Annotated in this window: 19 protein-coding genes; 5 read left to right on the top strand and 14 right to left on the bottom strand. The window is 57.6% G+C overall.

What is annotated here, in order from left to right; translation table 11 throughout:
- Positions 1 to 181: 181 nt before the first annotated feature.
- Both R6X40_RS12955 and R6X40_RS12950 read left to right on the top strand, forming a co-directional pair.
- Positions 182 to 1,603: a lipopolysaccharide biosynthesis protein gene (locus R6X40_RS12955; protein ID WP_318414123.1), complete on the top strand. Its 1,422-nt coding sequence runs from the start codon at positions 182 to 184 to the stop codon at positions 1,601 to 1,603.
- Positions 1,600 to 2,883: a GNAT family N-acetyltransferase gene (locus tag R6X40_RS12950; protein ID WP_318414121.1), complete on the top strand. Its 1,284-nt coding sequence runs from the start codon at positions 1,600 to 1,602 to the stop codon at positions 2,881 to 2,883. Before R6X40_RS12955 ends, R6X40_RS12950 begins: the two co-directional genes overlap by 4 nt.
- A 27-nt stretch (positions 2,884 to 2,910) precedes the next feature.
- Here R6X40_RS12950 and R6X40_RS12945 read toward each other — a convergent pair whose 3' ends face one another.
- Both R6X40_RS12945 and R6X40_RS12940 read right to left on the bottom strand, forming a co-directional pair.
- The gene (locus R6X40_RS12945; RefSeq protein ID WP_318414120.1) at positions 2,911 to 4,539 is read right to left on the bottom strand and encodes an AMP-binding protein; all 1,629 of its coding nucleotides are present in this window, start codon (positions 4,537 to 4,539) and stop codon (positions 2,911 to 2,913) included.
- A gap of 105 nt (positions 4,540 to 4,644) precedes the next feature.
- Positions 4,645 to 4,869: a hypothetical protein gene (locus R6X40_RS12940; protein WP_318414118.1), complete on the bottom strand. Its 225-nt coding sequence runs from the start codon at positions 4,867 to 4,869 to the stop codon at positions 4,645 to 4,647.
- Positions 4,870 to 5,422: 553 nt separating this feature from the next.
- Here R6X40_RS12940 and R6X40_RS12935 point away from each other — a divergent pair.
- Together R6X40_RS12935 and R6X40_RS12930 are read left to right on the top strand one after the other, a co-directional pair.
- Complete coding sequence (locus tag R6X40_RS12935) at positions 5,423 to 6,262, top strand: tyrosine-type recombinase/integrase (protein WP_318414116.1); 840 nt, start codon at positions 5,423 to 5,425, stop codon at positions 6,260 to 6,262.
- A 38-nt stretch (positions 6,263 to 6,300) separates the two neighbouring features.
- Positions 6,301 to 6,705: a hypothetical protein gene (locus R6X40_RS12930; protein ID WP_318414114.1), complete on the top strand. Its 405-nt coding sequence runs from the start codon at positions 6,301 to 6,303 to the stop codon at positions 6,703 to 6,705.
- A gap of 559 nt (positions 6,706 to 7,264) precedes the next feature.
- Here R6X40_RS12930 and R6X40_RS12925 read toward each other — a convergent pair.
- The 5 genes from R6X40_RS12925 to R6X40_RS12905 all read right to left on the bottom strand — a co-directional run bounded on the left by R6X40_RS12925 (position 7,265) and on the right by R6X40_RS12905 (position 10,012).
- Positions 7,265 to 7,591 carry a hypothetical protein gene (locus R6X40_RS12925; protein ID WP_318414113.1) on the bottom strand — a complete coding sequence of 109 codons (327 nt, stop codon included), beginning with the start codon at positions 7,589 to 7,591 and terminating at the stop codon, positions 7,265 to 7,267.
- Positions 7,575 to 8,030: a hypothetical protein gene (locus tag R6X40_RS12920; protein WP_318414111.1), complete on the bottom strand. Its 456-nt coding sequence runs from the start codon at positions 8,028 to 8,030 to the stop codon at positions 7,575 to 7,577. Before R6X40_RS12920 ends, R6X40_RS12925 begins: the two co-directional genes overlap by 17 nt.
- A 30-nt stretch (positions 8,031 to 8,060) precedes the next feature.
- Entirely contained in the window at positions 8,061 to 8,423 is a 363-nt protein-coding gene (locus R6X40_RS12915; RefSeq protein ID WP_318414109.1) for a hypothetical protein, read from the bottom strand.
- The gene (locus R6X40_RS12910) at positions 8,423 to 9,418 is read right to left on the bottom strand and encodes a glycoside hydrolase family 19 protein (RefSeq protein WP_318414107.1); all 996 of its coding nucleotides are present in this window, start codon (positions 9,416 to 9,418) and stop codon (positions 8,423 to 8,425) included. Before R6X40_RS12910 ends, R6X40_RS12915 begins: the two co-directional genes overlap by 1 nt.
- 84 nt (positions 9,419 to 9,502) lie before the next feature.
- A complete protein-coding gene (locus R6X40_RS12905) occupies positions 9,503 to 10,012 on the bottom strand; it encodes a hypothetical protein (protein ID WP_318414105.1) in 510 nt (169 codons plus the stop codon).
- A gap of 314 nt (positions 10,013 to 10,326) precedes the next feature.
- Here R6X40_RS12905 and R6X40_RS12900 point away from each other — a divergent pair, with 314 nt between their 5' ends.
- Positions 10,327 to 11,079, top strand: a complete 753-nt coding sequence (locus R6X40_RS12900; protein ID WP_318414103.1) for a class I SAM-dependent methyltransferase — start codon at positions 10,327 to 10,329, stop codon at positions 11,077 to 11,079.
- Here R6X40_RS12900 and R6X40_RS12895 read toward each other — a convergent pair.
- From R6X40_RS12895 to R6X40_RS12865, 7 genes are all read right to left on the bottom strand, one after another.
- The gene (locus R6X40_RS12895) at positions 11,070 to 11,360 is read right to left on the bottom strand and encodes a hypothetical protein (RefSeq protein WP_318414101.1); all 291 of its coding nucleotides are present in this window, start codon (positions 11,358 to 11,360) and stop codon (positions 11,070 to 11,072) included. The two genes, R6X40_RS12900 and R6X40_RS12895, sit on opposite strands and share 10 nt — an antisense overlap.
- A 1-nt stretch (position 11,361) precedes the next feature.
- A complete protein-coding gene (locus tag R6X40_RS12890; RefSeq protein WP_318414099.1) occupies positions 11,362 to 13,155 on the bottom strand; it encodes a hypothetical protein in 1,794 nt (597 codons plus the stop codon).
- Positions 13,156 to 13,223: 68 nt separating this feature from the next.
- Positions 13,224 to 15,263 (bottom strand): hypothetical protein, encoded by a 2,040-nt coding sequence (locus R6X40_RS12885; protein ID WP_318414098.1) that lies wholly within the window; start codon positions 15,261 to 15,263, stop codon positions 13,224 to 13,226.
- Entirely contained in the window at positions 15,263 to 15,658 is a 396-nt protein-coding gene (locus R6X40_RS12880; RefSeq protein WP_412178376.1) for a DUF6950 family protein, read from the bottom strand. The genes R6X40_RS12885 and R6X40_RS12880 overlap by 1 nt, the downstream gene beginning before the upstream one ends.
- The gene (locus R6X40_RS12875) at positions 15,658 to 16,230 is read right to left on the bottom strand and encodes a hypothetical protein (RefSeq protein WP_318414094.1); all 573 of its coding nucleotides are present in this window, start codon (positions 16,228 to 16,230) and stop codon (positions 15,658 to 15,660) included. Before R6X40_RS12875 ends, R6X40_RS12880 begins: the two co-directional genes overlap by 1 nt.
- Positions 16,230 to 16,955, bottom strand: coding sequence for a hypothetical protein (locus R6X40_RS12870; protein ID WP_318414092.1), 726 nt, complete (start codon positions 16,953 to 16,955; stop codon positions 16,230 to 16,232). Before R6X40_RS12870 ends, R6X40_RS12875 begins: the two co-directional genes overlap by 1 nt.
- A complete protein-coding gene (locus R6X40_RS12865; protein WP_318414091.1) occupies positions 16,955 to 19,222 on the bottom strand; it encodes a phage tail tape measure protein in 2,268 nt (755 codons plus the stop codon). The genes R6X40_RS12870 and R6X40_RS12865 overlap by 1 nt, the downstream gene beginning before the upstream one ends.
- Positions 19,223 to 19,225: the final 3 nt, after the last annotated feature.

Below are 19,225 nucleotides of genomic sequence, written 5' to 3'. Positions count from 1 at the left end.
TGGTTTTGCGCGCGCTGCTTCTGTCACCGAATACAACCAAAAATTGCAGATGAATATCCAATGTTAGCCGCATAATGCTTGGCGAAACTGGAGACCGATGTATCCCGGCTGCACCCTTTGTTAACGCTGTTCTGTCAAGACTGACGGCCTGTTTTGCGTAGTTTTGGGTACTTCAGTGTTCATGGCAGCCTGTCAAACCGCTGGTCGAATTTTGCCGCCCGCAGTAAGGGACCGGCTGTCGCTGCTGCTCGCCAAGCTTATCCCCTTGCTCACCAGCAGCGATCCCAAGCATATGGCGCAGCGCATGGCGCTCGTTGCCTTTGCCATCCGCGTGGTCAGCGCCGCCATCGCCTTCGTGTCGCAGATCATCCTTGCCCGCGTCATGGGCGAGTTCGAATACGGTATCTTCGTCTTCGTCTGGGTGCTGGTGGTCCTGTTCGGCAACCTGTCATGTCTCGGCTTTCATACCACGATCATTCGCTTTTTACCGCAATATCGGGCCAGAGAGGCGCTCGCGGAAATCCGCGGGCTGACGGCGACCGTGCGCGTTTTCGCCATGCTTTCGGCAACCGGGCTTGCTGCAACCGGGATCGCCGGTCTCTGGCTGTTCGGCGACCACATTGAAAGCTATTATCTCCTGCCGCTCTATCTCGGCGCGTTCTCGCTGCCGATGATCGCACTCGGCGACGTCATGGAAGGAACCTCGCGCGCCCATAGCTGGGCCGTTTCAGCGATGAGCCCGACCTACATCGTCCGGCCGCTGTTGATCCTGCTGCTGATGATGCTGGCGGTCGCAGTCGGTGAGCCGCATACGGCCCGCACTGCGATGATTGCCGCGATGGCTGCTACCTACCTGACCAGCGTCAGCCAGTTCTTCATCCTGACGTGGAGGCTACGCCGGCGCTATGCCAAAGGACCGAGCCGCATCGAATTCGGCACCTGGTTGCGCGTCGCACTCCCGATCTTCCTGATCGAAGGCTTCGGGTTCATGCTGACCAATTCCGACGTTGTCATCGTTGGGCTCTATCTCGATCCGGCCAGCGTCGCGATCTATTTCGCCGCGGCCAAGACGATGGCGCTGGTGCATTTCGTGATGTTCTCGGTCAAGGCGGCGGCATCCCCCCGCTTTTCCGCCGCCATGGCCAATCCGGACCGCCAGCAACTCGCCATCATCGCGGTGGAGAGCGCCAAATGGGCTTTCTGGCCCTCGCTCATCGTCGGCCTGATGGTGCTTGCCGCCGGCTCGTTCCTTCTGTCGCTGTTCGGCCCGGCCTTCGTGTCCGGCTATCCGCTGATGGTGATCCTGTTTGCCGGGATCATGGCAAAGGCCTTGATCGGCCCGGCCGAGGCCTTTCTCACCATGGCCGGCCAGCAGAAACTCTGTGTCGCGCTCTATGCGGTGGCACTCGTCTGCAATCTGGCACTGAATGTCACGTTGATCCCGATGTTCGGGCTGACCGGCGCAGCGATCGCCACCGCCGGCGCCATGTTCCTCGAGGCAATCCTCCTTCACGTCGCTGTCCGTCGTACCTTCGGCATTGTTCTCTTCGCCTTCGCCGACCCGCATGCCCGAACCATCAAAGCAGAGGCACCTCGCTCATGACCGGCAATCCGCACTTTCCAGACGACGCCAACAGCCGGTCGGCACGCATCCTCGGCGGCCTCGCTCAGCCGGTGCCCGATCAGCCCGTTGCCGACAACAGCATCGCCATCGGCCGCCCCGGCCGCCAGCTTTGCTTCTATCCGGCACGCCAGGGCTATGAACTGCAGACGGAACTGGATTTTCTCTCCAACCGGGCGATGGAGCCGAACGTCTTCTTCACCGGCCGTTTCCTCGCACCGGCCATGCCGCGTCTCGAAGACCGCATCATCCGCCTGGCGCTGATCCGCGATACCGACGCCCGCCGCAGCCGCATCCGTTTCCTGATGCCGTTTTCGATCGAAAAGCCGGGGTTTTCGATCGGCGCTCCGATCATCCGTGCCTGGTCCAACCCGTTCGGACCGCTCGGCGTGCCCCTGCTCGACGCAGAAGATGCGGCAGAAACGATCGACAATTTCTATGAGGCGCTGACGAGCCCGGCCGCAAACCTGCCCGGCGTTCTGGTGCTTCCGGATATTCGTCTCAAGGGCAAGTTCGCACAGCTCGCCCGCGCCGTCGCCATAGGCCGCAACCTGCCGCTGACGGTCACCGATACCTTTAACCGGCCAATGCTGGAGAGCCTGCAGGACGGCGAGACCTACCTGCGCCACGCTATCAGCGCCGGGCATCTGCGCGAACTGCGCCGGCAATGGAAACTGCTGGAGCGGGTGGGACGTGTTTCCTACAACGTCGCCCGCCAGCCGGCCGACATCCGCGTTCGCATGGAGGAATTTCTGGCGCTGGAAGCGAGCGGCTGGAAAGGCCGGGCCTCCTCGGCCATGGTGCTCGACCGCTACCGCGCCGCCTTCGCGCGCGAGGCGATCACTAACCTTGCCGAAGCCGACAGCGTGCGCATCCATACGCTCGACCTTGACGGCACGGCGATTGCATCGATGATCGTCTTCATGATGGCGGGCGAGGCGTATACCTGGAAAACGGCTTATGACGAGCAATATGCCAAATATTCGCCGGGAAAATTGCTGGTGGCCGAATTGACGGAATGGCATCTCGACGACGCCAACATCATGCGCTCCGACAGCTGCGCTGTTCCCGATCATCCGGTCATGAGCCGCTTCTGGGAGGAACGCGAGGAAATGGGGACACTGGTGATCGGCCTCAGGCAGAACCGCGACCGCGACGTACGGCAGGTGGCAGCCCAGCTCCACCTCTATCGCAACACCCGCAACATGGCGCGGCTGCTGCGCGAAAAGATTCGCTCGCTGGCACCGCGCGTCCTGCGATAGGCACGGGTTGCGTCCCGCCAAAGCGGATCAGCCTTCTGCGACGGCCCTGTCGCGCAGGATGCGGCGGATGACCTTGCCCGAGGTGGTGAGCGGCAGGCTGTCGAGAAACTCGATCTCGCGCGGATATTCGTGCATCGACAACCGTGTCTTGACCCAATCGCGAATATCCGCAGCAAGTTCAGGACTTGCCGCATTGCCCGGTCTCAGGACCACATAGGCCTTGACGATCTCGGTTCGCACCGGGTCTGGCTTGCCGATGGCCGCCGCAAGCTGCACGGCCGGATGGCCCGCCAGACAGTCCTCGATCTCGCCGGGGCCGATCCGGTAGCCGGACGAGGTGATGACATCGTCATCGCGGCCGAAGAAGGTGACATAGCCCTCCTCATCCTGAACGCCTTGGTCACCCGTTGTCATCCAGTCGCCGATGAACTTTGCCGCTGTCGCTGCGTCATTGTTCCAGTAACCGAGAAACATCACCGGATCGGGCCGGCGCACGGCGACCTGGCCGACAGTGCCGACCGGAAGCGCCCTGCCCTCGCCATCAATGATTGCGACGTCATGACCGGGCGCCGCCTTGCCCATCGAGCCAGGTTTCAGCACGCCAAGATTGGCAGCCGACGACAAGACGATGTTGCACTCGGTCTGGCCGTAAAATTCGTTGACCGGAACCCCGAAAGCCGCACTTGCCTGCTCCCAGGTTTCGCGGCCGAGCGATTCTCCGGCCGAGCCGATGGTGCGCAGGTTGAGCTTGTAGAGCGAGCGCGGATTGTCGACCGATTTCATCAATCGCAACGCGGTTGGCGGGATGAAAGCGTTGCGCACGTCCATCTCCTCAAGGATCCGGAAAGCCATATGCGGATCGAATTTCTGGCCAGGCGAGGACACCACGGGAACGCCGAGCAGCAGTGACGGCAAAAGCGCATTCAGCAGCCCGCCAGCCCAGGCCCAGTCGGCGGGCGTCCACATCCGGTCGCCCGGCTGCGGCAGGAAGGCGTGGTGGAACTGGAAGCCGGGGATATGGCCGAGCAGAACGCGGTGCCCGTGCAGCGCTCCCTTCGGCGGCCCTGTCGTCCCCGACGTGTAGATCATCATCGCCGGATCATCGGGCCTCGTATCGGCAGCAGTAAAATTCGGAGCGGGCGTTTGTGCAAGGGCTGCAAAAGCCATCGTATCCGGCCCGTCGCCATCCACCAGGACAACGGTTTTCAGCTCCGGCAGCTGGTGGCGGATGGCTGCAATTTTCTCATGACCGAAACGGTTGGTGATAATGGCGGCGGCTCCGGCATCCCGCAGCCGGTACTCAAGCGCCTCGACACCAAACAACAATGCCAACGGCAGGGCGATGGCACCAAGCTTGTAGATCGCAGCATGGGCAATGGCCGTCTCGAAACTCTGCGGCAGAAGGATCGCCACGCGGTCTCCTCGCCTGACACCCTGTTGGAGGAGTCCTTGGGCAATTGCGGAGGATTGCGCCGAAAAAGCCCCATAGGTCAGCGACAGGTGCCCACCATCCGGGCTGAAATGCTGCAGACACACCCGGTCGGGCTCGCGCGCCGCCCAGTCGTCGCTGACGGCTATGCCGATATTGAACTTTTCCGGAATCAGCCAACGGAAGTCCCGCCGGAGATTGTCATAGGTGTCGCTGATCGGAAGCATGTGCCCGCCGCAAGAAATTTCGCTGCAGCGCACCTAACACTTCCGGATCATGAAATTCAACTAAAGCCCGCGCCGGTCCTGAAACCGCTGCGTGCTGTCGCCGCCTCAGGACACAAAGACGACCTCGCGGCTATTGCGATCATTCAAAGCGTCCAGCAATTCGTCCTGCGTTGTGTATCCGGCAAAGAACAGGTCGATGACGGCACCGGCAGCACTCACACCCTCCTGGCTGCGCAGGCGAACACCCCGCTCCGCGCACCACGAAAACAGCGCGCCGGACAACGCATCAACATCATCGAAAATGGCGCAGGACGTAGCAGACTGGGACATGCTCGACTCCGTGGTTACAGGCAAGGTGTGCCGATGGGGGATTGATGTGCTCCAGACTGGGCATCGCCGGGAAATTTTGCAATCGCGATGCCCCGGGGCAGTTAACCGTCTTTTCGATCTGTTCTGATTTGGCGCATATCAACGACGTTATCCACGATAAGCACGCCGGATAGTTGTGTTTCGATTAAGCAAGTTGCGTGCCACGCGCAAATCATCAGCGATGTTCAACGGAGACGATTCGGATACTTGAAATTCTGACTGGAAATCGAAGTGGTGCCCCGTGCCGATCTAGCATATTCGGGCGAAATCAAATACTTAGTGTACCCGCACCACCCACTTTTGACCCATTGATTTCTTTATTGAATTTCAAGCGCTCCCCGCACCTTTTCAGGACCGATTAAGCCTTAGAGCCCGTCGTCCCGAACGCCGGGTAGGCGCGCAAAGCCATGTATTGCGGGGAAGCCGTACACCTTGCGGACGCGCTATGTTCCGCCACTGTTCTTTCAAGCTGTGCGGAAACTGTGCGGCGCTCAGGTTTGTCAGAGAGGGCACTATGCTGCATCAGTCCTACAGATCCTTTTCCGAGGCGGCCACCAGCTACGTCGAAAATGGCGGCGACAACCGGTATCTTCCGAGGATCATCGACCATTTCCAAGATCGCGCGCTAGCCTCTATCCATCCGTTCGACATCTATCAAATGGCCGAATCACTTTATCCGCATGCGATCAACTCGACACGCAATCGCCAAGCCTTGACGCCGGCAAGGGCGGTCATGATCCATGGCTACGAGAGGGGATGGTGCAGCTACATCCGGCTGCGGCGGTTTCGGCAAGATCCGCCGAAGCGCAAGAGCCCGGCCGCGCCGGTCTGGCTTCACGCATTTATCCGCCAATGCGAACGCGACCGGCTGCATCACGTCGCGGCGATCGTGCTCTTTATGTCGCAGACCGGCGCGAGGGTGAGTGAGGCGGTCAGGCTGTTATGGGGGCAGGTTGATCTCGAAAGCCGAACGGCCTTGCTCCTCAAGACAAAAACCAGCATCAATTCCCGACGATATCTCACGGACGAACTGGTCACGCGGCTGCGCAGGCTGAGGGGCGATGCAGCAGCCGACGATCACGTCTTCCGCTACACTTGCCGTCATTCCGTCAATGAGAGGATCAAGGCCGTCTGCACCAGGGCGGAGATCAGTTACAAATCGAGCCATGCCTGCGGCCGTCATTCGTTCGCGACCAACGCCATGGACAATGGGATAGATATCAAATCAACGATGCAGGCGGGCGACTGGCGAAGCATCGAGGTTTTCCTTGGCACATACGTGCACCCGAGGCAGAACGCCGGAAGAATGGTCGCCGACCGATTTAACGCCTATCACTATGACGCCGACCTTTGAAGAAGACCGGCTTGACACCTGCAGGAGAAAATTTGGCTATGACCCCAACAATCCAAATGAACGTGGCCGGAGAGCTCTGCTCTTTGGCCGACTGCCCTCCCGGACCTTTCCTGTTCAATGGTATGATCGGCTTCAAAACTGAATATGGCGCTATGTCGGGAAAGGACATTGGTGGAGGAAAGGTCGAATGGGAAGTTACCGGGGGACCTGACGTCTATGTCATGGATAGCGGCGAGACTTTTTGGGGTGGCACCTCCTCCAAAGAAGCAAGAGCCGCATTGCATGTACTCCCATTGAAAATATCTATGGAGGTGGACGGCGACGAGGTGAACGATCTTTGCTTGGTGCCAGGCGCCATCGATCAATACATTCCCCGAGGAATGTTCGATCAACTTTACCCAGGGCAGACACCTGAAGCCACAATGCCAGCAGAGCCTCGGTGAAACTGGTGCCCCGTGCCGGACTGCGGAAAGTGAACCTTTCCAGCAACTCGGCAGCTTTCTGGACACAACAAGATCGTCAGCAATCATTATGCTTTTCGAAAATGTGTCCAGCCGATACCTTTGGCAGATGACCGACTACCAGCCCAAATACCAATGGAACCGCACCCAGCTGGACGAGAATGACCCACCACGGGATACCGACTGGTGCGGGATGGATGAGGCAGCGTATATCGGCCGCATCAGAAAAGAGATGCACGGCCCGACTAAGGGAAAATGGCACTGGGCTGGATCTTGGCCCCGGACGCACAAGGGCACCCCTCCATCGCCAAACGCGGGCTACGCTGACAGTGCTCGGCTTGCCACACAGAAGGTCGAGGAATACTGGGAGCTAAGTGTGCGGGTCATGGAACCGCGCATCCCTAAAGGCACGCAATCGTGATGGCGGCCAAACTATTAAAAAAGCCCCCCTTGCTGGTTAGGGCAAGGAGGCTCGACAGATACTCAGGTCCGCAGCAAAGACTGTATCTGATTCTCATCCGTCACCAAATTGGAATGACGATCATCGACCTCTCCGGATCATCTCTTTTTTCAGGTCATCCACCTCTTCGCAAAGTCGTTCGACGGCGCGGCACAATGCTTCCATGCCTCTCTCGAAAGACTTCCGTCCATTGATGTTCTCCATCGTCTGAGCCTCGATCGCTGCCGTCGCGAGCCTCAGTGCAGTCGGATCGACAATTACAGCCGCAACCTGCGCGCTACCGCTATCCTTCTCACGCGAAATGGTCTGCCCCTGAAACAACCCGAGATATCGAACACCAAAGATCAGGGCGAGGACAGCGCCAAACGTGACCAGGGCGGCCGGAGGAAGTTCAGCCAGCTTTTCCATTCCGCGTCTCTCCCTGATCATGCGCTGCACGATGAATGTTGACGAGCTCGCCAACCGCAAAGAGCGGATAGATGGCGAGCCATGTACTCACGACGCCGGAGGAGGCGTAGCAGTATGTTATGCCCGCCCAGATCAAGCACCCTACCCCTGCCGATACTTGGCGGATCAGTGGGGTCACGTCTTTACGGGCGCCGTTGATGATCAGTCCAAGGAGGCGCAAGACGCCGAGCCCGGTCATAATCCACCCCATGGCGATCTCGTTGATAAAGAGACCACGAAACCCTGCCCATGCCGGCTGGATGAACAGCTCTTCCGGGAGAAGAAGAACATACCCCCATCCGATCGTATGCAGTGCCATGAACCATTCCATCATGCGCGGCCCGAAACGGTGTTTGACGCGAATCCATATACCGGGTCCGGCGTAGCTGTCGGCGATCACTCCCAGCATCCTTTTCGCGCACCGGCTCGATCATTGCCAATGACGCGCTCTGCGCCTGGTCGATCGGCCGTGAGCAGCGCCACCGTGCCGGCTGGTGACAAATTTTTCTTCAGAAACGGGCTGCAGCCTGAGACTGTCGCATTCTGGCACCCTGCCAAGATAACCGACACACAGATCATAGTCAGACAAACGCTGAAGCTTTGCATCATCGCCTTTCCTTTCCAGTTCTTCTCTTTGAGATTGAACAGCCTGCTCGGCAACCTTCCGGTCACCGCCCTCCTCGCGGGCTGCAGGCAACCATATGAGGAAGTTAAGTGCTGCGAACACAAACGCGACCGCAATCGCGCCGGCAGCGGCGCCAATTGCGTAACGTGTCCACCAAAGCCCCAACATCAGCTTTCCACCGCAACGCGGATATCCTTGACAGCCCCGATGATCTGGCGCCGCAGCAGAAGCAGGATGATCATGGCGACGATCGCCACGCCGCCGACAGCAACGACGGTCTGCCAGTCCTGCCCGAACAAACCTGTCAGGGCCGTACCAACTGAACCGAGGATGCCGATCAGCCATCCGGACTGGTTTGTCTTGTTTTTCACCTGCGTATCGACGGCAACCGGCACGACTGCCTTTTCCTCAACAACGGTCTCGATGACCGGCGCCGCCTTCACGTCAGGCCGAGACGCTTCACCTGGAACAAGAGCAATGAGCGCCTGGTGGAGTGCAGCGCGCGTCTTCGGCCCCACATCGTTATCAACCCCGTCCGGCCCGCCAACAGCCTCAAGATGATCCGACTGAAACTGCAGCACGCCGGTGGGCTTGTAACCGAGCAGGACGAGGGCCAAACGACCGTAGCGCGTTACACGGTCCGCGAAGCCGTTCTTCCCGCCGTTGATCTTGCGGGTGACAGTTTCGATGTCGCCCTGATTGGCCCATTTGTTGAGATCCCGCGTGAGCCAATACCAGAGAGGAACGAGTCCTTCCCAAGGGTTGGTATTGACCTTATCGGGATAAGCAACGAAATCTGGCGGGTTATAACCGCGAGCCCGGCACCAGTCGCGGAACTGACGGTAGTTATCCTTCCCGGTCAGTTGCATGCCCGTACGGCCGCGATAGAGGAAACCGTCCCCATCCTTGGCCGGCGTGTTGCCGAGATCGAGGCGGGTATCATACCTCTCCTGCGCCGGCGTCGGACCCCAGATTTCCCGGTCGAACCGGAAGTCACCGCTTTCATGCATGATCTGGGCAAAGAACTGCGCCAAAATGTGCGGCTTGTTCATGCCGAGATCGTCGCCGTAGCGGTCGAGCGCGACCATAACGGAATTCATATTGCTGTCATTGACATGCGAAAGCGCAGCCGTGCGCACCTGCGCGGCAGTGATGGCAAGCATGGTGATGTCCTTTGATATTAGGAATGACCGGGGCCGTTTAAAAACAGCCACCGTAGGAAGTCTCGGCTAAAACGGACCGGTGTACTACACCATCTGATAGACGATCCGAACTCGGTACTCTCCGATTACATTGGCTTCCACCGCCTGATCGGTCAGAGCCCAATCGTCATCATCAGAAACATGGCGGAGCTTAAAAGATGCTGTTGGCAGCGCACTTTCGAAGACGCCGAGAAGGTCGGGGGCTGTGAAAGTTGGAGTAAAGCCGCCGCCCTTACCGTCACAGATAATTGCACCAAAATAATTTTGACTAATACTGCAGACTAGAAACCCACCTGGAGCAAGAACTCTTTTCCATTCTGGGATTGCCGCAGCTATGTGCAAGGCCTCGTCCATGTGGACATGCACAACGAGTGATGCCACCGTCCCGTCATCCCTTGGAACCGGCTCGCTCAAATTCGTTGCTCGAACTTCAATCGCCCTTGCAACGACCGGCCTCGCTTTCGCCGGGGAGTTGATTTCAACCACGATTCCAGAGCGGCAGAAATTGGCGAGAGGGTTTCGTCGGTCCAGATCGTATTGAGCGGTAAGTGGCATATTTAAATCCAGATTGTTGCTTCGTAGCGTGGCCACACTTAACTTAAGGCTGCGTCCGCGACAACTGCACACTCTCTGGTGAAGACATCCGATTGACTTCCTAAGAACTCATCTTCAGGTTGCGCCGAAAGTGGCGGATATCTGGAACCAAAAGATGGAAGGGCTAGGGATCAAACTCTACCGTTGTTCGGTCAGCCGCGCCGCGAGGGGTTTTGAATTTTAGGTGGTCCCTAATGTCGCTAGAGTTATGGAGGTTGCAAAGATCGGAGCAGTGAAATAGAGGGTTATCGACCCAATCCCGGAGATGAAGAAATATGCAAAATTCCTATGCCGCCAAACTCACGTGCAAAGAGGACGAGGCTCAGTCTCTCGTAGAACACATCAATGTCACAAAAGACTGGTTTCATCAGTTCAGCTTCACGAATGGCATAGTCACTCCGGGCCGCGACCCTTCGGCGAAAAAACTGCACCACCTCTGCCTTCCTTCTGATCTTAGCGGCAAAAGTGTAATAGATATCGGCGCTTACGAAGGTTACATGAGCTTTCATTGCGAAGCTCGCGGCGCAGAAAGAGTTGTTGCTTGCGACCGCTTTGTTTGGGACTGGCCAGAGTCCACAGCTCTTCCGAACTTCAACGCTATTCATAAAGCTGTAGGTTCAAAAGTGGAACGTCTTTCGTCTTTCGTAGAAGATTTGCCGTCTGCAACTCAGGAGAAATTCGACATCAGCCTCTTCCTTGGCGTCCTCTACCACACCAAAGATATGATCGGCTATCTGGAAGCCGTTGCAGGCGTCACCAAGGAAGTGATGGTCCTCGAAACATTCGCGGACTGCCTCGATGAAGACGGCGCGAAAGCCGCACTATACGACATTCGTGAGCTGAATAACGATTCCTCTAATTTTTACGGCCCGAATCTGCAGGCGATTGAAGTCATGCTTCATCGGGTTGGGTTTAGGGCGTGGGAATTCGTCAATTTCTGGGATGTGAACACTCGCGAACAGATCGAGGGGAAATCGATGTACCGTCGTGTCAAGAATGGTCGACTGGTCATTCACGCCTATAAGTAGACGTCTTTTACCTCGACAAACACGTCTACTTGAATATCGTTGTCCGGCTCCGCATAAGTGCCGGACAACTCAGCATACACGACGCCGTTTTCCGGCAGATCAACCGATTGGTGATCGGTATGCAACTCGCCAATCACTACATCCTGCCCCTTATCCGAAACACCGAAAATCAGAGACCCACCCATAAGATCGCCCGTGAACGTTCCGGCGCGTTTAGCACCACTGACGCCATCCCGCGACAAAAAAATGTGGCGCTTGTTATAGAAAAACCTGTGTTTCATCCTACACCTCGTATCGCCCGGCCAAGAGAAGCCTTGCGCCGCTAGCTGCAGGATATGCGCCCGCATAATCGAACACCGTCATTGTCGATCCAGCCGCAGAAATGCTTCCGTGCAGCGCTTTGTTCGACAAGCCTGCCTCCCGACCAAAGAAGGCGGTGACAAGCCTTGCCGAGGCCACGGGCATGCCCCCAATTGTTATCTGCCCCGCTCCGGTACCGTTCGTGGTGATAGTCACATCAACATCTACAAATACCGTCCGCCCTACACGCTTATATTTCCCACTCACCGCTCCCACAGTTGTAATTGTTCCGGTGGTCGCAGCGACGGTTGGCGTGAATGATGTCCATGCATCGTTGTCGAGAACCTTTGTGGAGCCGATGAAATAGGCCCCATCTTGGGTGATCCCCCAAGTGCGTGTGCCGCCAGCGTTTAGATGCTGAGTTACAAAATTAGCTGCTTGCGCAGTACCCTTTGTCTGGAATTGCAAGTGAACATTAGCCCCTTGCCCAGTGTTGTTCAGAACCCCTGAAAACGTTGGACCCAAGGTGGCCGTAGCGTCAACAATGTAACCATAGCCGGTTACGCCGTCAGCATTGGTGTAAAATCCGCAGACATAGCTATTTGGTTCAGATCCCTCCGGCCCAACCTGGCATGCGATCAGACTTTGGTAGGTTCCGCCTGCGGCAAGAGTCAGCGTTATGCCTAACGATGCAGAGGTGCCAAATGAACGATTGGGAGGGAATGTCCCTGGTGGACCAAGACTGTAGTTGAAAGTGTTGAGCTCATGTGTCGCAACGCCAGCGGTGTAGAGGTCAGCTCTGCCAAAAAAGCCGAAGACTTGGTTCCCGGCACTATCAAGACGCCCATATCCAACGACACCAATAGGAAATGACCAGTCACCAGGCGCGTTATTTTGATGAACGGAGCCTGATACGCCGTTTGCGTTTGTCCCGTCGCCAGGTATGCCGTCGCACTGCGCCTCAAAGACGGCAGGACCAAAGTTTGGAAACTTGGTCGGGTCAGCCGAGTGGTTCGCTTTCACCATCAAATCAGTCAATGTGACCGTTTGAATAGTGCCGTATTGTGTAGTCCGACCGAATCCAGACAATGTAATGGCGTTTGCATCGGCCTTAGCTCCCTGCAAAGCCGTGGCAAAAGCACCAACATTGATTCCTGCAACAACGGCTTCCACCTGAGCCAACAGCGCGGCGGAGGTTTGGTCACTCAAAAGGCGAAACGTCGAGCCAGAAACCATGCCGAGAACGACCATGCCCGCGACGAAACCGCCAATCGCAGGGTTGTTGCCGCTGTTGGTTTTGACGTTATAAACGGGCCCGGTGCCATTAAATTGAACCGTAACGGAAACCGAGGTATTCGCCTCAAACACGTTCATCCACACTAGCGCCGACGCAGACACCGGAATCGAAGTCGTCGCCTGGATCGCATTCGGGGTGCCGGCGCCAACGTCCGACGCGATAATAAAGCTGTACGGAAGGTCTGCAACACGCGTCCAACTTCCCGTTCCGCTAAAACCCTGCTTCTGGTAAATGCCGTTATTGGCTACCGTTGCGTCGCCAATCACCCAAGCCGAAGACTTGGCGCCATGGAGAAGATCGGCGTCCATCTGCGCCTTGCTCGTGTAGATGAGCCCGCCGTTTGTGGTGAAGGCAGTGATAAGCGCTTCATAATGCTTAAGGAGCCGGCGAATGGCTGCCTTATTTGGATCGTTTTTGCCAGAGGCTGGCACACCATCGGTTACGTAATCGCGATAGACGTTTTCTGCGGTATCGGCCATGCCAATTCCCCATGCTGAAGCACTTCGGCTTGCGGCCAAACGCTCGTTTCAATGATTTCGAATGAATGTCAGCTGACAACAGCAGACCCGGCGGCGACCGCCGAAGCCGGAACGCCGGACCCGTTGATAGCCTGGATGAAACCGTATTTCGTGCCAGCAGTCAGTCCACTGATCGTGCGGGCATCGAGCGCTGCGGGCGACCCATATTCCGTTCCAACCAGCGAGGCCGTCCCGAAAGTATTGACGGTGTTAATATAAAGCCGTGCGCCGAAATAGTTTGCACTGTTAGGTGAGGCCCATGCGAAACTCACCTGCCCGACACCACCCGTCAGACCAGCTCCGGTGACGACGCCAGGCGCGACGGTATCGGCCGTTGCCGTCCGGACCTCGTAATCCGTCCAAGCGGAATCAGTGCCGCCCCCCCAAGCCCGCAGGCGAAAGCGATAAGCAACGCCATCTTCAAGATAACCGGACTGGACTTCGTCATCCCCGGGCTCTGAATTGATTGAGCGCGGCGGCTCGCTTTCATCCGTGGGCTGCCAAGAGAATTCGTATGTCAGCGTACTATCGACGTGATCCCAAGAAGCCAGCGCAAAGGCCGCCTTGGTCCCACCCCCGACGAGCTTTGACTGAATTTCGACATCGAAGCCAATGGGCGCAGGAACCCCACCGTTTTCCACAAGGATGACATCGTTCCCAGGTTCCCCCTCTTCGGTGGGCGCGTCGAACCCGTAGAGATCTGCCGGAACGATGATGCCGGCAAAGTCGATCGTCAGGTTTCGCAGCGACAGCTTGGGTGTCTCGGTGATCTCGACAATAACGCTGTCCAGCTTCGGAGGAATATTGACGCGCACAAAGCGCCGATACGGCACGTTCTCAGCCGGTTCGTAGTGAGCTTTGATGGAAACGCGGGGAGCGTTGGCCCGAATGAAAGCGATCTTCTGCAAGCGCTGAACATGGTTATGTGATTGCACCGCGTTATTATCGATCGTCTTGGTGCGCTCGGTATTGTCGCCATCGGCATAGGGATCACCATAGATCGCTGCGTCGGCAAGATTGTAGTCAAGATCGAGCCGGACGTAGCGACCGAGGACGGCCAGCACATTCGAGGTATCACGGGTGTTTCCGTCCAGTTGAAAACTGATGACGTCATTAAGCGTGAGGGTAATATCCGGCTCGACGAACTCCCCGGCATGACACCCAACCAGCCCGTCCGGCCGCTCGTAGATCACCAGCTCGGCCGCCTGGTCCATGATCCGGCCAACCTCGGTCGGGTCATTGCCGGCCCTAAACCAGAACCCGCCATAGTATCGGGCCTCGCTGCCCCCGTCCCGGTTGATCACGGTCTGGTCGCAGACGTCAGCCGCGTGTGCGAAATCCGGCAAGTACATATCGCTTAGGGCAAGCTTTCCACCAACAGGGTGGGTCAGATGCCACAACCGCATACGAGCAAGGTTGCGGCTGAACGTAGTCAACCCATTGCGAGGGTCATATAGCTTTGCCCCGGCGATCACCGCAGACCATTGCGGCATCTGGTTCGGGTAGATCCGCATATAGCCTTTCTGGTCCGTGCCCAGGCACTTCATCATCACCGACGCGAGCCCATCGCCGCGATGATCGCTGGACCAAATTTCAGGAAAGGTCGCTATAATGTTCGCATAGGCAGTTTCGGAGGGCAGGCCTGTCCGCTCGAGAATCGTGACCACTTCATAGCCAGGAGCATTAAAATGCGCCGGCGCCGTCACAACACCGGTCAAGCTTAGTGTTACCTTCTCGTCGTGCAGGTAGTGCTGGATAAACGCGGAAATCTCATGCGCCGCAGGAACGATGACGTGGTACGCGCTTCCGTCTTTTTCTTCGAGAAAGACATAATCGCCTCCTTTCTTGGACCAGCCGAGTGCATAGGCAAGCGACGGAACGTTCTGCTTCAGATTGAACGTGCCATCATCCGCCTTTGGCACCGCTGGTTGATCGGTGCTCAGCGCCATCTGAGCATAAGCCAGCCCGCCGATCGCCAATGCATAAGTGCCCAGGTAGAGCGCGTTGGCGGCGAATGTCGTGGTAGCTAGCGATGATATAATCAACGCGAGGGTTTCGAGACCCGGCATCAGATGCTCCAGATAGCGAGTGGCGTGGCGATCATGCGATGAACCCCACGGATGAAGCGGACATTCCAGCCCTCCCCGTCATGGATGGCGCCGAACTGTCGGTGAATATTGGATGCACTGCCAATGACGCCGATGCTGCCGCACAATGGGCGTTGCAGGCGCTTGGCATTGATGGACAAAGCACAACGCTCGACGACCGCCGTCACGCTGCCGGCTGTCTCTATGATGCCGCGAAAACCCGCCTCATCCCCATAGACGCCTCGCAGATGCTGGGCAGGATCACGATGTCCGAGCCAGATTGCCCAGGCTGCCAGAAACAGACAGCAATCCACCTTTCCGGGCTCCCATGGCTTCTCACCATAAGAGGCTGAGAACGATTCCCATTGTTCGTGCATCACCAGCGCGGCCAGCGGATGGCTTTGTTGAGATAGATAATAATCCGCTCGGCGAACCTGTCAGGCGGAGCAGAGGGGTTTAGGACAGCCGACCGCGCCTTCTGGTTTGTGTCAGAGAGAACGCCACCGTTCGATTGCTTGCGCAGCGTGAAGCGGTTTGTCACTTCGACGGTGATGATCGAGCGGATCTCTGTATCCGATGCAGCATCACCAAAGATAAGATTATCAATCTTGCCGGTAAACTTGATGGTCGGCGCGCCAATCGGCTGCTCGTACTGATCGCATTTCTGGATCATCAACCGGAAGCGAGAGCCCTTAATCGTCCCGGCCTGATAGTCGAGCCAGATCCCGTCAGAGGTTGGCCCATCGATACCGGAGATCACCAGCGAGAGCGTGAAGGCTTCGGCATTGATGGCCAGTTCGATCTGGTCAAGCGCATCTTCCGTCAGAACGCATGAGCGATAGATCTGCCCATCGCTGTCGACGAAGGGACCACCGGAGCCGTCATACCAGCGCAGCGTGTCGGACGGCAGGTCCACCTGACAAAGAACGCGAAGCGATTTCAGGGCCATTATGGTTCAGCCCCAATCGCAAGAAGGTTCCAGTATTGCGTGTCCTGAACGAACGCGACACCGATCCGCTCATTGCCATCGATGTTGAAACCATTGTCCATGCCGCGATCGTCGTCCAGATTGCACAGACACGTCGGTAGATCGAACTCAAGATCAGCGCCGTCTGGAATAGGAGCCACGATGCTCGGGCTAATACGCATAGTCCAGACATCACCATCCACCTCGATGACTTGGCCTGTGCGATAGAGCGCATGCTCGTAACTGAAAAATACTCCGGAGAGATCCTCGCCAGCATCGATAATCCGCAGCGTGATCGTCGTTGCGCCAATCGCAACGGCGCCTTCGGTCACGATGGAGATTGAAGATTGCTCATACAAACTGCCGTCTGAAAAACTTGTGTCGTCGTCATGCGGCACTGCTGGCGCGGCCTCGTAGCTGACCCCATCACCGCTCACATTTGGCGCGGTCCGGTAGGTCCAGACCGGAACCGCGATCCGTCCGGCCGAGCCGCCAAGGATATCCTTGATGGCCTCCCATGTGCGCAGCTGCGCGCGGTTGTGGAGCAGAATACCGGCATAATCGACGTTCCAGAAACCGACATCCGTGCGAACCGATGGCTTCACCCCGCCAAGCGAGCGACCACCGGTGCGCGTAAACGGCACGAGATTGGGACGGCACTCCGCCGGGATAAGCAGATCGTGCGGCCAGACCAGAATATCCGTCATCACGAGTTCCTGTAGTCGCCGCCGGCTTTGGCGGTCTGGTGATGTGCGACTGTTGGCATGACCCGCTGGGTCGATTGCTGGACCGCAGCCCCGACTATCTTCGGCGAAGCCTGGTCAATCCGGGTATCGACGTATTGCGTGACATTGCCGTTGTTGGGGTCAATACCAACCCAAATCCTTTGCGCCTCGCCGCCGTTGGATATCGTCTGTCCCGGCTTGGAGATATCGACGCGCTCGTTTGGTGACTTTCGGAAGGCGACCACCTGGCTGTCGATGCCACCGGTCCCGCCCGGCATGATCGTGCCGCCACTGGCGAAACCGAGCAGGCCGCCAAGAAGGCCGGAGAAAAAGCCGCCGAAACCACCGCCGCCGCCGCTACCGCCGCCAAATCCGGCGGATAGTTGTTGGAGCGCGATATCTGCCAGCTTGCCAACCACGTCGGATAGAACACTGGACCATTCCTTGGTGCCGTCGATCAGACCTGCAATCGACGATCCGAGACCAGAGAAAACACTGCTCGCCGAATTCCCCGCTTCCTGAAAGGAGTTAGAAACTGCCCCAGCTGTGGATGTCGCGGTGGCAACAACCGTTCCCTTCATGCCTTCCATCCCGTTTCCGAGACCCTGCATGATATTGGTGCCGACCTCATGCATGACGCGAGATGGCGAATGGATGTCGAAGAACCCGGTAAAGCTGTCTTTAATGCTTGAGGCAATCCCGGTGACGTTTGCCTTCAGGCTTTCCCACTTCGCCTGGATACCCTGCCAGAGCCCGTCGATAATCTGACCGCCGACTGCAATCATTTGTGCCGGCACTGCCATAAAAATAGCAACGATCGCCTCTGCGAACTGGCCGATCCTGGCAGTGACCTCATTGAATTTCGCGACCAACGAGTCCAGCAGCCCGGCGCCCGCCTGAAGAAATGCCTGGTTAAGCAGAACAAATATCTCGGCCGCCCGCTTGATCTCTGGCCAGAATGCAATGACAGCGGCCGTAACCGCCGCAAATCCAGCGACAGCCGCGGCGATGGGAACGCCGATCGCCGCGATCGCTGTAACCAGGGTGCCGACGACAAGAACAACAGGACCGATGATCGCAACCAGACCGGCGACGATCGTGCCCCATTTAAGGATTTCTGGGTTGGTTGCAGCAAGCGCGGTCACCCACTCGGCAATCTTTGTCACGAGCGAGGTGATGGTTTCGAGGAGGCCGCTGTCGGCAATCGCCAGCTTCAATTCGTCGAAGGCGCCAGAGAGTTTCTCCAACTCACCGTTGAAACCTTTCATTCGCGCAGCCGCCTGCTCGTCGGCAATGCCCTTCTTATTGATGGCTTCCACCATCGCATCGATACCCGCTGCACCTTCATTGCCAAGCGCAACGGCAGTGCGCAGCGCGTCGGTCCCGAAGATAGTGTTGAGAGCGTCGTTCTTCGCCTCATCGCTGAGACCTGCCAGTCCGTCTTTTAATTCCTGCGCGATGGCAGGCATGGATTTCATCTTGCCGGCGGCGTCGAAAAACTCCAATCCAAGCTTTTCCATTGCAGCAGCTGCGCCATCCGACGCCGGAACCAACCGAAGAAGGAACGTCTTGAACGACGTGCCGGCATCCGATCCGGAATTAAATACGTCCGAAGTCGCCGCAATTGATGCGTTGAAATCCGTCAGCGTGACGCCCAGCGATCCGGCGACGCCGCCCGCTTGCCCGATGGCCTGTGCGTATTCTTCAAATCCGAACTGCGACTGCAGCGTCACGCCCGTGATCTGGTCCACGATCGGACCGAGGTCTTTGGCCTCCTTACCAAACTGTGCCATGATGTTGGTCGCCACATCGGCGGATTTCGACAGGTCGCCACCGGTCGCTTCCGAAAGCTTGATAGCAGCCTCTGCAGCCCCACCAAGGATCTGCCCCGCATTCAGACCGTTCTTGGCCAGCATCTCCAGCATGTCGGCAGCTTCCGACGCCGACTTGGTGGTGGTGCGACCAAGATCCCGCGCCAGCGTTTCCAGTGCTTCGAACTCGGTACCGGTCGATCCGGTCGCCGCACCGACCCGGTTCATCGCCGCCTCGAAATCGCCAGCCGTCTTGACCGTCAAGGCACCAAAGCCGAGGATCGGCGCTGTGAGATACGCCGACATGCTTTGGCCGACGCCCTGCATGGTCTTTCCCATGCCCTTGAGGCTTTTCGAGAGATTGGCCATCTCTTTGTCGAAGATTCCGGTATCAATACCGAGAACAACCCGAAGGCTGCCAATAACGGCAGAAGCCATAAC

Origin of the sequence: Rhizobium sp. PL01 (assembly GCF_033447125.1) — a bacterium.
In the GTDB taxonomy this organism is placed as follows: Bacteria; Pseudomonadota; Alphaproteobacteria; order Rhizobiales; family Rhizobiaceae; genus Pararhizobium.
The sequence above is the reverse complement of the archived record's forward strand: the minus strand, read 5'-3'. Positions and strand labels throughout refer to the sequence as shown.

Coding starts and splice junctions, on each gene's coding strand:
- R6X40_RS12955 (WP_318414123.1), top strand. CDS start 182: ATGGCAGCCTGTCAAACCGCTGGTCGAATTTTGCCGCCCGCAGTAAGG.
- R6X40_RS12950 (WP_318414121.1), top strand. CDS start 1,600: ATGACCGGCAATCCGCACTTTCCAGACGACGCCAACAGCCGGTCGGCA.
- R6X40_RS12945 (WP_318414120.1), bottom strand. CDS start 4,539: ATGCTTCCGATCAGCGACACCTATGACAATCTCCGGCGGGACTTCCGT.
- R6X40_RS12940 (WP_318414118.1), bottom strand. CDS start 4,869: ATGTCCCAGTCTGCTACGTCCTGCGCCATTTTCGATGATGTTGATGCG.
- R6X40_RS12935 (WP_318414116.1), top strand. CDS start 5,423: ATGCTGCATCAGTCCTACAGATCCTTTTCCGAGGCGGCCACCAGCTAC.
- R6X40_RS12930 (WP_318414114.1), top strand. CDS start 6,301: ATGACCCCAACAATCCAAATGAACGTGGCCGGAGAGCTCTGCTCTTTG.
- R6X40_RS12925 (WP_318414113.1), bottom strand. CDS start 7,591: ATGGAAAAGCTGGCTGAACTTCCTCCGGCCGCCCTGGTCACGTTTGGC.
- R6X40_RS12915 (WP_318414109.1), bottom strand. CDS start 8,423: ATGTTGGGGCTTTGGTGGACACGTTACGCAATTGGCGCCGCTGCCGGC.
- R6X40_RS12910 (WP_318414107.1), bottom strand. CDS start 9,418: ATGCTTGCCATCACTGCCGCGCAGGTGCGCACGGCTGCGCTTTCGCAT.
- R6X40_RS12905 (WP_318414105.1), bottom strand. CDS start 10,012: ATGCCACTTACCGCTCAATACGATCTGGACCGACGAAACCCTCTCGCC.
- R6X40_RS12900 (WP_318414103.1), top strand. CDS start 10,327: ATGCAAAATTCCTATGCCGCCAAACTCACGTGCAAAGAGGACGAGGCT.
- R6X40_RS12895 (WP_318414101.1), bottom strand. CDS start 11,360: ATGAAACACAGGTTTTTCTATAACAAGCGCCACATTTTTTTGTCGCGG.
- R6X40_RS12890 (WP_318414099.1), bottom strand. CDS start 13,155: ATGGCCGATACCGCAGAAAACGTCTATCGCGATTACGTAACCGATGGT.
- R6X40_RS12885 (WP_318414098.1), bottom strand. CDS start 15,263: ATGCCGGGTCTCGAAACCCTCGCGTTGATTATATCATCGCTAGCTACC.
- R6X40_RS12880 (WP_412178376.1), bottom strand. CDS start 15,658: ATGCACGAACAATGGGAATCGTTCTCAGCCTCTTATGGTGAGAAGCCA.
- R6X40_RS12875 (WP_318414094.1), bottom strand. CDS start 16,230: ATGGCCCTGAAATCGCTTCGCGTTCTTTGTCAGGTGGACCTGCCGTCC.
- R6X40_RS12870 (WP_318414092.1), bottom strand. CDS start 16,955: ATGACGGATATTCTGGTCTGGCCGCACGATCTGCTTATCCCGGCGGAG.
- R6X40_RS12865 (WP_318414091.1), bottom strand. CDS start 19,222: ATGGCTTCTGCCGTTATTGGCAGCCTTCGGGTTGTTCTCGGTATTGAT.